This is a genomic window from Paractinoplanes maris, from assembly GCF_023544465.1.
Lineage (GTDB): Bacteria > Actinomycetota > Actinomycetes > Mycobacteriales > Micromonosporaceae > Actinoplanes > Actinoplanes maris.
The window spans coordinates 679,691-691,430 of sequence record NZ_JALPVL010000002.1; the positions used below are offsets into that span (position 1 = coordinate 679,691).

15 protein-coding genes are annotated in these 11,740 nt (G+C 73.4%); 3 read left to right on the top strand and 12 right to left on the bottom strand.

Annotation, left to right across the window (positions count from 1 at the left end):
- Window positions 1–15: 15 nt before the first annotated feature.
- Together NAG42_RS08075 and NAG42_RS08080 are read right to left on the bottom strand one after the other, a co-directional pair.
- Complete coding sequence (locus NAG42_RS08075) at window positions 16–456, bottom strand: ATP-binding protein (RefSeq protein WP_250029178.1); 441 nt, start codon at window positions 454–456, stop codon at window positions 16–18.
- On the bottom strand, window positions 453–809 hold the full coding sequence (locus tag NAG42_RS08080; RefSeq protein ID WP_250002241.1) for an STAS domain-containing protein: 357 nt from the start codon (window positions 807–809) through the stop codon (window positions 453–455). The genes NAG42_RS08075 and NAG42_RS08080 overlap by 4 nt, the downstream gene beginning before the upstream one ends.
- A gap of 141 nt (window positions 810–950) precedes the next feature.
- Here NAG42_RS08080 and NAG42_RS08085 point away from each other — a divergent pair, with 141 nt between their 5' ends.
- Window positions 951–3,293: a DEAD/DEAH box helicase gene (locus NAG42_RS08085; protein WP_250029179.1), complete on the top strand. Its 2,343-nt coding sequence runs from the start codon at window positions 951–953 to the stop codon at window positions 3,291–3,293.
- Between the two features lie 22 nt (window positions 3,294–3,315).
- Here the strand turns inward: NAG42_RS08085 and NAG42_RS08090 are convergent, their stop codons facing one another.
- Genes NAG42_RS08090 through ssd form a run of 8 tightly spaced genes read right to left on the bottom strand, consistent with a single transcriptional unit; the run spans window position 3,316 to window position 8,140 of the window.
- Window positions 3,316–3,669 (bottom strand): Rv3654c family TadE-like protein, encoded by a 354-nt coding sequence (locus NAG42_RS08090; RefSeq protein ID WP_250029180.1) that lies wholly within the window; start codon window positions 3,667–3,669, stop codon window positions 3,316–3,318.
- The gene (locus NAG42_RS08095) at window positions 3,666–4,025 is read right to left on the bottom strand and encodes a TadE family type IV pilus minor pilin (protein WP_250029181.1); all 360 of its coding nucleotides are present in this window, start codon (window positions 4,023–4,025) and stop codon (window positions 3,666–3,668) included. Before NAG42_RS08095 ends, NAG42_RS08090 begins: the two co-directional genes overlap by 4 nt.
- Window positions 4,022–4,207, bottom strand: a complete 186-nt coding sequence (locus tag NAG42_RS08100) for a DUF4244 domain-containing protein (RefSeq protein WP_250029182.1) — start codon at window positions 4,205–4,207, stop codon at window positions 4,022–4,024. The genes NAG42_RS08095 and NAG42_RS08100 overlap by 4 nt, the downstream gene beginning before the upstream one ends.
- Before the next feature lie 58 nt (window positions 4,208–4,265).
- Window positions 4,266–4,961, bottom strand: coding sequence for a type II secretion system F family protein (locus tag NAG42_RS08105; RefSeq protein WP_438872381.1), 696 nt, complete (start codon window positions 4,959–4,961; stop codon window positions 4,266–4,268).
- Between the two features lie 26 nt (window positions 4,962–4,987).
- Window positions 4,988–5,146: a hypothetical protein gene (locus tag NAG42_RS08110; protein ID WP_250029184.1), complete on the bottom strand. Its 159-nt coding sequence runs from the start codon at window positions 5,144–5,146 to the stop codon at window positions 4,988–4,990.
- Window positions 5,143–5,850 carry a hypothetical protein gene (locus NAG42_RS08115; protein ID WP_250029185.1) on the bottom strand — a complete coding sequence of 236 codons (708 nt, stop codon included), beginning with the start codon at window positions 5,848–5,850 and terminating at the stop codon, window positions 5,143–5,145. Before NAG42_RS08115 ends, NAG42_RS08110 begins: the two co-directional genes overlap by 4 nt.
- Window positions 5,847–7,070, bottom strand: coding sequence for a TadA family conjugal transfer-associated ATPase (locus NAG42_RS08120; RefSeq protein WP_438872376.1), 1,224 nt, complete (start codon window positions 7,068–7,070; stop codon window positions 5,847–5,849). The genes NAG42_RS08115 and NAG42_RS08120 overlap by 4 nt, the downstream gene beginning before the upstream one ends.
- A complete protein-coding gene (gene ssd / locus NAG42_RS08125; protein ID WP_250029186.1) occupies window positions 7,067–8,140 on the bottom strand; it encodes a septum site-determining protein Ssd in 1,074 nt (357 codons plus the stop codon). The genes NAG42_RS08120 and ssd overlap by 4 nt, the downstream gene beginning before the upstream one ends.
- Window positions 8,141–8,355: 215 nt before the next feature.
- Here ssd and NAG42_RS08130 point away from each other — a divergent pair, with 215 nt between their 5' ends.
- Both NAG42_RS08130 and NAG42_RS08135 read left to right on the top strand, forming a co-directional pair.
- Window positions 8,356–8,718 carry an STAS domain-containing protein gene (locus tag NAG42_RS08130; RefSeq protein ID WP_250029187.1) on the top strand — a complete coding sequence of 121 codons (363 nt, stop codon included), beginning with the start codon at window positions 8,356–8,358 and terminating at the stop codon, window positions 8,716–8,718.
- A gap of 349 nt (window positions 8,719–9,067) precedes the next feature.
- Complete coding sequence (locus tag NAG42_RS08135; protein WP_250029188.1) at window positions 9,068–9,865, top strand: HAD family hydrolase; 798 nt, start codon at window positions 9,068–9,070, stop codon at window positions 9,863–9,865.
- 567 nt (window positions 9,866–10,432) lie between these two features.
- Here the strand turns inward: NAG42_RS08135 and NAG42_RS08140 are convergent.
- On the bottom strand, window positions 10,433–10,909 hold the full coding sequence (locus NAG42_RS08140; protein ID WP_250029189.1) for a PH domain-containing protein: 477 nt from the start codon (window positions 10,907–10,909) through the stop codon (window positions 10,433–10,435).
- 67 nt (window positions 10,910–10,976) lie between these two features.
- Window positions 10,977–11,708, bottom strand: a complete 732-nt coding sequence (locus NAG42_RS08145; protein WP_250029190.1) for a Fic family protein — start codon at window positions 11,706–11,708, stop codon at window positions 10,977–10,979.
- Window positions 11,709–11,740 lie beyond the last annotated feature (32 nt).

Consider the following 11,740-nt stretch of genomic DNA (forward strand, 5'->3'; position numbering starts at 1 on the left):
TTTGTCCTTTTCGCCCTAGCGGCGCTGGACCGGCCACACCATACGGACCTCGGTGCCCGGGCCGTCATCAACCGGGCGGACCTGCAGGTCATCGACAAAACCGGCGAGCAGGGCGAAACCCACGCCGGTGGTGAGCGCCTCGTCGGTCAGCGACTCGTCGGCGAGCTCATCAGGCGGCAGTTTGGTGAGGCCGACACTCGCCTCGATCGGCGCGTGGTCGATGACCCGGACCGAATACGCGTCCGAATCAGACATCTCCACCGTTACCAGGTCGGCCAGGCCGTACTGGTTGTGCAGGGCGACCGCTCGCGTGCATGCCTCACCGATCGCCAGCCGGACCTCATCCAGCAATTCCTCGGCGACACCGGCCCGCCGGGCCACCGCGACGCCGACCAGCCGTGCCGTACGCACGTGCACGGGAGCCGGGGAGAAGGACAGCCGAACCGTCGCCATCACGAAGTCGCGCTGCCGTCGCTGTCTCGGGTCGCCGCCTCGATCGTGGGAAAGATCGGGAACACCTGATCGAGCGCCGTGATCCGGAAGATCTTGAGAAGGGCTTCCTTGGAGCAGACGAGGCTGAACCGCCCGTTGGCCACGCGCAGCCGCTTCATCGCGCCGACCAGCACCCCCAGCCCCGTGGAGTCGAGGAACTCGACGCCACCGAGGTCGACGACGACGTTGCGCACCCCGGAGTCGACGAGCTCGACGAGGCGCTCGCGCAACCTCGGAGCCGTGTAGACGTCGACCTCGCCGCCGACCTCGAGCACCGTGTGCTCGTCGACGGTGCGGGTCGCAAGGGACAGCTCCATCGCTCCTCCTCCCTGCGGGGGCCTGTGACCCGACGGCCGATCTCCCCAGCGAATCTAACCACCGCCCGGCAAAGGGCTGCCGTCCGGCTCCACCGTCGTACCCGTTTGAGGTTCGCGCCATTCCGGTGTCAGAGTGCTGGCGTGACGTCGACCGCCTACAGCCCCGCCGAGTTGCTCCACCGGCTGAGGGCGCGTACGTCGGACTCCCCGATCACCCACGTCGAGCAGATCCCGGCCCGCGAGGGCCGCACCGCGCCCTGGCCCGACTGGGCCGCCCGCGACGTCATCGCGGCCCTGAACGAACACGGAATCGCCCAGCCGTGGGAACACCAGGCCACCGCGGCCTCGCTCGCCGCCGGCGGTACGCACGTGGTGGTGGCCACCGGGACGGCGTCCGGCAAATCGCTCGCCTACCAGCTCCCGATGCTGTCGCGCCTGACCGACGACCCGCGCGCGACGGCGCTCTACCTCTCGCCGACCAAGGCGCTGGCGGCCGACCAGCTGCGCGCGGTGGCCCGGCTCGGGCTCGACGGGGTGCGGCCGGCCACATACGACGGTGACACCTCCCGCGAGGAGCGCGAGTGGATCCGGCAGCACTCGCGGCTGGTGCTCACCAACCCCGACATGCTGCACCACGGCCTGCTGCCGGGCCACTCGCGCTGGGGGACATTCCTGCGCCGGCTTTCGTACGTGGTGGTCGACGAGTGCCACGCCTACCGCGGAGTGTTCGGCTCCCACGTCTCGCACGTGCTGCGCCGATTGCGGCGGTTGGCCGCCCGGTACGGCGGTTCGCCGACCTTCGTCCTGGCCTCGGCGACGTCGGGCGATCCGGCCGACGCCGCCGCCCGTCTGATCGGACTGCCGGTGACTGCCGTGACCACGGACACCTCGCCGCGCGGAGCGACGACGTTCGCCCTGTGGGAGCCGCCGCTTCTCCCCCCGTCACCGGACCATCCGGACCTGCCGCCGGAGCGCCGGTCGGCGTTGAGCGAGACGGCCGACCTGCTGGCCGACGCGGTGGTCGCCGGCACCCGGACGCTCGCGTTCATCCGCTCACGGCGGGGCGCCGAGGTGGTCGCCACGATGACCCGGCGGTCGCTGGACGAGGCGGTGCCCGGCCTCGGCGATCGGGTGGCGGCGTACCGGGCCGGCTATCTCAAGGAGGACCGCCGCCGGATCGAACGCGCGCTGATGTCGGGCGAGCTGCTCGCGCTGGCCTCGACCAACGCGCTCGAGCTGGGCGTCGACCTGGTCGGGCTGGACGCGGTGCTGATCTGCGGCTACCCCGGCACGCGGGCGTCTCTCTGGCAGCAGGCCGGGCGGGCGGGCCGGGCCGGCGGCGAGGCGCTGGCGGTGCTGGTGGCGCGGGACGACCCGCTGGACACCTATCTGGTGCACCACCCGGCGGCGCTGTTCGGGCGGCCGGTGGAGGCGACGGTGCTCGACCCGGCCAACCCGTATGTGCTGGGCCCGCAACTGTGCTGCGCGGCCTCGGAGGCCCCGCTCAAGGCCGAGGATCTCGAGCTCTTCGGCGGCGACGTGGCCCGGGCGGCGGTCGACGGGCTGACGGCGTCGGGGGCACTGCGGAAGAGGCCGTCGGGCTGGTACTGGACACATCCCGGCCGGCCCGATGTGGACCTGCGCGGGGCGGGCGGGGCCCCGGTCTCGGTGGTGGAGTCGGCGACCGGGCGGTTGCTGGGCACGGTCGACCAGACGTCGTCGCACGTCATGCTGCACACCGGGGCGGTCTACCTGCATCAGGGAGTGACGTTCGTGGTCGACCGCCTCGACCTGGAGGACGCGGTGGCGCTGGTGCACCACCAGGAGCCGGACTGGTCGACCCACGCCCGCGAGGTGACCGACGTGTCGGTGCTGGGCATCCGCTCACACATCGACGCCGGCCCGGTCCGGCTCTGTCTGGGCGACGTCGAGGTGACCAGCCAGGTCGTCTCGTACCAGCGCCGTCGCCTCGGCTCGGGCGAGGTGATCGACACCAGGCCGCTCGACCTGCCGGTCCGCGAGCTGCGCACGGTCGCCGTCTGGTTCACCATCACGCCGCGGGCACTGGACCTGGCCGGCGTGGAGCCGCCGGACGTCCCGGGCGCCCTGCACGCCGCCGAACACGCCGCGATCGGCCTGCTCCCGCTGATGGCGACGTGCGACCGCTGGGACATCGGCGGCCTCTCCACGGCCAACCACATCGACACCGAGGCGCCCACCGTCTTCGTCTACGACGGCCACCCGGGCGGCGCGGGCTTCGCCGAACGCGCCTACGCCACCGCCACCGCCTGGCTGGCCGCCACCCGCGAGGCGATCGCCGCCTGCACCTGCGAAGCAGGCTGCCCCTCGTGCGTCCAGTCCCCCAAGTGCGGCAACGGCAACAACCCCCTCCACAAACCCGGCGCCGTCCAGGTCCTCGACACCGTCCTGAACGCTCTCGCCACCGCGAATCCGGCTCCCGCACCTCGGCAGCCTGGGAACTGACGCGCTCGCCATCGCGATTCGCTCATTCCGGTAGGGCGTGGATCGGGCCGGCGCGGGATGTTGCGATGGCGTGGCGGTCGAGGCCGGGGACGGCGCGGACGACTACCTCGGCGCGGACCGTGATGTCCAGGCCTTCGACCACGCAGGACGTCATGCGGGCTTGGTTCGCGATGACGAACTGCTGGGCCCGGGCGCAGGCGTGCTCCTGGCCGAAGATGGTCTGGGCGGCGCCCGCCAGAGCGCCCAGATCGGCCGCGGTGCGCGCCTGGTGCCGGCCCACGCGAGCCGCTCCCACGGCGGCCGCGGCCAGCCCGGCCACGGTCAGCAACAGGCCGAAGGCCAGCACGAGAATGGTGGCCGCGCCCCGATCCCTCACGGCAGGGGCTCGGGTTCCCGGGCTGCCGTCGCGGTGCCCTCGACGGTGATCGCCGGGAGGTTGGCGCCGAGCACCCGCAGGCGGGCGCGGACCCGGGCCGTCACGAGGTCGGCGTCGCCGCCGATGTGCACGTCGGCGCCGGGCTGGGCGACCCGGGCACCGGCCGCCGCGCCCGAGTCGCCGCGGGCCTCGGCCAGGGCGGCCTCGCGGGCGGCGTCCAGGCATTGGCCTTTGGCGGCCACCGCCGTGACCGCGGTCAGGCCGGCCGCCAGCAGCAGCATGAGCGCCGGCAGCCCGGCCGCGAGCTCGGCGGTGAACGCTCCCCGGTCGCGGCCGGGCCACCGGCGCGCTGTCACTTCAGGGCCCGGTCGATGACCGCGTCCAGCGCTCCGGCCACCCCGGTGCTGGTGACGACCTTGTAGAGCACTCCGGCGAACGCGACGGCGGCCAGTGTGCCGACCGCGTACTCGGCTGTGTTCATGCCGGCGTCGGCGGCCTCGGCCCGCAGCCGGGTGAAGTTCGCGATGAGTTTGCGCATGTGGTTCTCCTTCGGTTGGGGTGACGACCGGCCCGCGGCCGGTCCCTGGGTTGTGTGGTCAGAGGACGTCGCCGAGGACGGCGATCACCACCGGGACCAGCCCGGCCAGCAGGAAGGCGGGCAGGAAGCACAGGCCGAGCGGCAGCACGATGAGCACGCCGGCCCGCTGCGCCGCGGCCTCGATCGCGACCGCCCGGTCGGCCCGCAGGTCGTCGGCGAGGCGGCCGAGTGCGCCGGCCAGCGCGCCGCCGCTCGCGCTGGTGCGCACCGCCGCGGCGATCAGCCGGTCGGCTCCGGGGATCTCGGCGAGGTGGGCCCAGGCCTCGGCCGGGGCGGCGCCGAGCGTCAGCGACCGTGCGGTGCGGAGCAGTCGCGTGCCGAGTGGTCCGTCGAGCGCGTCGGCGACGGCGGCCGCCGCACCGTCGACCGGCGCGCCGGCTCGCAGCGCCGCCGCCAGCAGGTCAGCCCCGAGCGGCAGGTCGGCCGCGGCGGCCCGGCGCTCCTGCCGCACGTGGGTGGGCTCCCGACGCCGCAGGAACCGTTCGGCCCCGAGGCCACCGGCCACACCCAGTACGACGCCCCACCAGGTGCCGAAGAACCCGGCCACGGCCAGCCCGGCCCCGACGGCGAGCAGGATCCGGGTCCGTCGGGTGCCTCCCGGGCCGGACCGGGGCGAGACCAGTGCCGCCCGCAACCGAGCCACCCGACGGCGCGCCGCTCGTCCGCCCGCCGCCGGCGCGACGATCAGGGTCATCGCCGCCGCCACGATCAGCAGGGCGGTCACGCCGCAGCCACCCGTTCCGCCTCCACCGGCGGCCGGGGCCGGCGTGGGCAGTTGCGGTTGCCGGCCAGGAGCGCGGCGACACAGCACGACCGCAGCGGAACCCGGCCCGGCCGCCCGGGCCGCAGGAACTCGGCCAGCGCACAGTCCGCACTCATCGCGTCACCCCGCCGACCAGGCGATCGGACCAGAGCAGACCGGCCGCCTGGAGCACCACCGCGACCAGCCCGCAGGCCGCACCGAGCGGCGTCCGCAGCAGGACGTGGAACGGGTTGGCGCCCATCAGCACACCCAGCCCGAGCCCGGCCAGCGGCAGCGCTGCCAGCAACATCGCCGTGGCCTGGGCGCCCGCCGCCTGGGCGGCCGCCGTCGCGCCCGCCCGATCGGTCGCCCGGGCGTCGGCCTCGATCCGCTCGACGAGGTCGGCGGCCGGTGCGCCCGTCCGCTCGGCGAGATGCCACACCGAGGTGGTGAGCCGCCGCAGCCGGTCACCCGAGTCGCCCCGTGTCTGGACCGGCGGCAACCCGGCCCGCAGATCTGCCGCGAGCGCGGCCAGGGCATCGAGTGCCGCGGCCCGGTCGACCGCCGCGCGCTGCCGAGCCGACCGGCGCATCAACGCCCGCCCGGCGAGCACCGCGTAGGCGGCCAGGATCGCCGCCGCCACCGGTCCGCCGACGAGAAGCCCGACCACCGAGATGACCGCGACACCACCAGTCACCGCCCGGCGCGGTGCTTCCGTCGCGACGGCGGTGATCCGCCGGCCGAGCGCCGCCGGCGACACCCTCGGGACCCGCCGGAACGAGCCGCGGGGCAGAACGACCGCCAGTGCCCCAGCCACCAGCAGCAGCGGTCCCCAGGTCACGGCCGCACCACCGGCGGCTGAAGGACCGCGGGCGGGGTCACACCACGGGCGGCCAACATGCGCGCCAGTGCCGCCGCGCCCGGCCCAGCCCCTTGCCGGCGGCGCCAGGCCGGCACCACGGTGGCGAGCCGGGCCTCCCCGGTGGGCAACAGCACGCTGACCGACTCGAGGACGCGCCCCCGATCCGTACGCCGCATCTGAAGCACCACCTGCAGCGCCGCCACCACCTGGGCGTGCAACGCCGCCCGGGGCAGCCCGCCGAGCAGCCCGAGCGCCTCGAGCCGGGCCGGGACGTCGGCCGGAGCGTTCGCGTGCAGCGTCCCCGCCCCGCCGTCGTGCCCGGTGTTCAGCGCACCGAGCAGATCGACGATCTCGGCACCCCGGCACTCCCCCACCACCAGGCGGTCGGGTCGCATCCGTAAGGCTTGCCGCACCAGGTCCGTCAGGCCGATCGCACCCGCCCCTTCGACGTTCGCGGTGCGGGCCTGCAGGGCCACCACGTGCGGGTGCAACGGGCGCAGCTCGGCCGCGTCCTCGACCAGCACGATGCGCTCGGTCGGCGGCACCATCCCGAGCAGCGTGGCCAGCAACGTCGTCTTGCCGCTGCCGGTGCCGCCGGTGACCAGGTAGGCCAATCGGGCCGTGATGATCGCGGCCAGCACCGGGGCGACGGTGGGCGGGACGGTGCCGCGCTCGATCAGGTCGTCGAGGCGGAACGGCCGGTGCCGGAACGTTCGCAGCGACAGATACGGCCCGTCGGTCGCCACCGGCGGCAGCACAGCGTGCAGGCGGGTGCCGTCGGGCAGCCGGGCATCGGCGTAGGGCTGACCGTCGTCGAGCCGGCGCCCGCACGCGGCCGCGAGCCGCTGGGCCAGGCGGCGGACCTCTTCCAGATCGCCCAGCACGACCGGCGCCCGCTGCAGACCGGCGCCGCGATCGACCCAGACCGCGAGACCGTTGACCAGCACGTCGGTCACGTCCGGGTCGGCGAGCAGAGGGGCCAGCGGCCCGGCCCCGACCAGTTGGTCGTGCACCCGGTCGGCGAGTCGCAGCACCGCCGTGTCGCCCAGGACCGCGGCGTCCGGCTCGCCGCGGACGGCCCGCACGACGGCGGCCGGGGTGGCCTGCACACCGTCGACCACGAACCGGTGCCGGACCCGGTCGGCCACCACCGGGGCCGAGGCGGCGAGCCGGCTGCCGAGACCCGGATACGCCGTCACGCCGCCACCGCCGCGGTCGCATCCCGCTGAAGGTCGGCGATCATCCGCCGGCACAGCTCGGCCAGTGGCCCCTTGCCGTCGGCCGCCGGTGGCAGGCCGTGCTCGATCCGCTGCGGGATGGCCGCCTCGGGCCGCAGCGTGCCGATCAGCGGCAGCCCGAGCGCCGACGCGACGTCGCGTGCTCGCAGCCGCCCCGGCGCCGGTCCCCGGACCACGAGGGACAGCTCGCTGCGATGCGCCCGCACCATCGCGACGACCCGGGCCGCGGCCGCCGACGCCCGCACCTCGGCCGGCACGATCAGCACGGCCTGATCGGCGCACTCGAGCGCGAGCACGCCGGCGTCGTCGAGCCGGCGCGGCAGGTCCACCACGATCACGTCGCGAGCGCGGCGGCCGGCGTCGATGGTCGCCGCCATGGCCTCGGGTGGCAGCGACGGCGAGCCCTCGCGATCGAACGACAGCAGCACCAGGTCACCGTCGCGGGGCAGAGCCTGGAGCAGGCTCGGCGGGTCGACCCGCCCACCGGCGTCGGCCAGCGCGGCCCAGCGCAGGCCGTCGCGGCGCTCCCAGCCGAACATCATGTCGAGGCCGCCGCCGAGCGCGTCGCCGTCGATCAGCAGGGTGCGGCGGCTGTCGCGGGCCGCGGTCATCGCCAGCCCCGCGGCCAGGGTGCTCGCTCCGGCTCCCCCGCGCCCGCCGATCACGGCCAGCACCCGGCCCACCGGCTCGTCGAGCTGCTCGGCGAAGCGGTCGACCACCCACGACTCGGCGGTGGGCAGCTCGGCGATGTGCTCGACGCCGTGAGCGTTCGCGGCCCGCCACATCGGCTCGGCGATCTCGCCGTGGCCCACGACGGAGACCCGGGAGCGACGGGGCAGCCGGGCGCGCAGGCAGGCCTCCAACTGATCGGCGCCGATCATCACGAGAGGGGCGGCGCCGTAGCGGGCCCGAGCGGCGGCGGGGTCGGGCGCCACGTCGACCTTGGTGCCGCCGGCGGCGGCCAGGCGAAGCAGATCGTCGAGCAGGTCGGGGTCGGCGGTGACGACGAGGGGCAGACGAGCAGCGGGCATCGGCGGTCTCCAGCTCGGGGCGGAAGCGGGTGAGGCGCCCACCTTCGCCATTCGCGGAACCGGCGGCCAGCGGCGAGGATCCGATCTGTGGACAAGGGAAAGACCTGTGGATATCGCGCGCCTGTCCGATAGATCTGCTACGGGGCCAGGACTCGGGACGAGTGGAGGCGGCGCCGGTTGGGTATGTTGTGGCGACACGAACCAATGGGGTTGGCATGGAAAGTTCGATAACCCGTTCGCTCGACGCCGACGGCTCCGCTGTGGTGTCCGTCAACGGCGAGATCGACTTCTCGAATGCCGACGAGCTGGCCGGCTGTGTCCGCGATGCCGTCGCCGAGTGGGCCCCGCCGGTCGTGCGGGTCGACCTGCACGCCGCGACCTTCATCGACTCCACCGGCCTGGGCGCGCTGATCGAGGGTTATCGCGCCGCGACCGGGATCGAGTCCCATTTCGTGGTGGTCAACCCGACGCCGGCCTTCCGCCGTGTACTCGACGTGACCGGACTCTGCGATTTTTTTGGACTAGGTGAGGCCGTGGAGCCCGTCGCGGCGGAGCCGACGCAGGCCACGGGCGCCTAGTCACCGGCGGCGGAAAGGGAACGACCCCCGTCGGGGGAGACGGGGGCCGTCCGAGGATTCGGCTCCGGGGGGGTCGAGCCGAATCGACTCGGTGATCGCGGGGGGCGCAATCACCGAGGGTTCTTCATCACCGAGGGTTCCGGAAAAGTGGTGGAGCGCGACGGGTCACAACATGAATCCCGATCGCAACAGCACAAGCATGCCTCACTTAGGCAGCACAGTCGAGTACCGATTGTGGCTCGGTGCGATACTGCTACCTGTCTGACCGATTTCACTGGCTGTCACGCTGCGTCGATCCGGCGCGCCGGGGACGACAGCGATGAACCACTTGCGACTACACTTGCCGCCCGTGGGCCCGAGCGCCGCGTTTTTCGACCTGGACAAGACCGTCATCGCCAAATCCAGTGCGTTGGCGTTCGGACGGCCGTTCTACCGTGACGGCCTGATCAGTCGTCGGGACATGGTCCAATCCGCTTACGCACAGCTGATGTTCCGGCTCGGCGGCGGCTCGGACGAGCAGGCCATGGCCCGCACCCGCGACTACCTGGCCGCCCTGTGCAAGGGCTGGCGGGTGGAGCAGGTGCAGCAGATCGTCGCCGAGACCCTGGACGAGCTGATCAACCCGTACGTCTACGCCGAGGCCGCCACCCTGATCGCCGAGCACCAGGCCGCCGGGCGCGACGTCGTGCTGGTCTCCGCCTCGGGCGACGAGATGGTCCGGCCGATCGGCGCCCTGCTCGGCATCACCGACATCATCGCCACCCGGATGAGCATCGTCGACGGCCGCTACAGCGGCGAGGTCGAGTTCTATGCGGCCGGGCCCAGCAAGGTGGTCGGGGTCCGTGAGCTGGCCGCCGAGCGCGGCTACGACCTGGCCGACTGCTATGCCTACTCCGACTCCAGCAGCGACCTTCCCCTGCTCGAGTCGGTCGGTCATCCGAGCGCGGTCAACCCTGATCGGGCACTGCGCCGGGCCGCGGTCGAGAACTCGTGGCCGGTCCTCGAGTTCCGCCACCCCATCCCGCTGGGCCGCCGCCTGCGCGACCGTCCGGCCGTCCCGGTCGCGGCCGCTCTCAGCGTCGGCGTGGGGGCCGCCATCGGCCTGGTCATCTACGCTCGCCACCGCCGCACCCGCACGCCGGCCTGAGCTCGCCACACGGCGGGGCAGAGCCGATGCGTACGGCGAAGCGAAGCCCCCGCACACGGCCGGACAAAGCCGATGCGTACGGCGAACGAAGCCCCCGCACACCGCGGAGCAAAGCCGATGCGTACGGCAAAGCGAGCCCCGGCACACGGCGAGGCACGCCCATGCGTACGGCGGGGAAGGACCCATCCAGCACGGTGCGGCAGATTTGGCGCGCGCGAGCCGACAAGGCCAATGAGCAGCACGAATGGCTTTGGTCTGACTAATGCGGAAAGCGAGATTTGCGTAGCCGAAGCCCTGGCGATCAAGCCGCGACGGGCGTAGAAAGAACTGGCGAGGACCGAACCGAAGAGGTCGGGATTGCCCACCGATTCGGCCGCGATTCTCGTGCACGGCCACCGGGAACCCACGCGCGATCAGCCACGGCAGGCACGTTGCGGCGGGACCTCGACCCCCCAGGCTCCATTTGAGGAGCCGTGAGGTTGTGGACTGCCGACAACGACCCAGGTGCACGCTTGATAACCCGGTTCGGACGCGCAGCAGCCGGCGCCCCTTCGCGGGACGCCGGCTCTAAATTTCCCGGCCCGCGGCCAGATGGCGGGTGCGCAGCTCGTGATAGACGGCGCGAAACAGCTTGGGCCGGGAGTGGAAGTCGACGCCTTGGGCCCACAGTTCCGTGTTGACCGTCGTGCCGTCCTGGCGCTCGATCAGGACCGTCAGGCCGCTCGGGATCTGGAAGGGGCCGATCCGCTGGCTCGCCTCGTGCAGGTGCACGTGGGCGATGTCGCCCCAGGCCATCGTCCGCGAGCGCATCAGACCGTGGATGCGCAGGCCGTGGGCACCGACGTAGGCGCCCATCTGCAGGATGCGGTGGGTTCCAAGCACCCACACGGCGGCCAGGGCACACGCCAGCAGGCGCAGCCCGTGGTCGTTCAACTCGAAGGTCTCGATCGACGTCCAGCCCAGCAGGGCCAGGGCGACAGCTTCCCACCCGATGATCAGCCAGCGTCCGGCGCCGGGCGTGTAGGGGCGCTTCCAGGACTCCACTCCTGGAGTCTAGAAACCACTGATCACCGTGTGTGCTGTTCGCACATACACACAGTTCGACGGCGGATCATACGGATGCCAGTACGTTGTCGCCGATCTCGGTGATCTCGTCGGCCGCGACGGTCACCGCGGCGGCGTAGTGGCGCAGCCAGGACCGGACCCCGTCCGGCGTCCCGGTGGCGTAGGCGCCGGCCGATCCGACGTACTCCGGCTCGCGGGCCCGGTGCCCCACCTCGACGGCGACCAGGCCCCGCGGATCGAAGCCGCGGCTGATCATAGTCAGGCGGGCGGCGGCCCGGGCCACGACACCCGCCGGGCCGGCGAACGGGCGCAACGTGACGAGCTCGGCGTGCACGACCGCGGCGAGCAGGAGCGGAGGCGTACGGTCGTTGCCCGCGACCAGGCCGGCGAGCATGTCGACCCGCTCGGCGGCCCCGGTGAGCCGGCCCAGGTCGGCGGCCGGGACGACGCCCCGGGCGGCGAGGACGTGCAGCTTGGCCAGCACCTGCCGGGGCGCGCGAGGCCAGAGGTCGACGAGCCCGCCGAGCCCCTCGGCGACCCGCAGAGCACCCTGCAGCACCGGATCGGTGACGGTTCCCCCGCGGACGTCATCGAGGTCGTGCACGTTGCCCTCGAGCGCCGCACTGGCCACGGCCGACCGGAGACTCGCCTCGGCCGCGACCTGGCCACCGTGGCGTCGCAGGGCGCGATGCCGCAGGGCGGCGTCGACACGCTCCCGCGCTCCGGTCAGGGCGTCGGCGACATCGGCCAGGTCGAGAAGGGGGGCTAGCGGATCCACCGGAACACCGTAGCCGGAAAACGGGAGGAAAC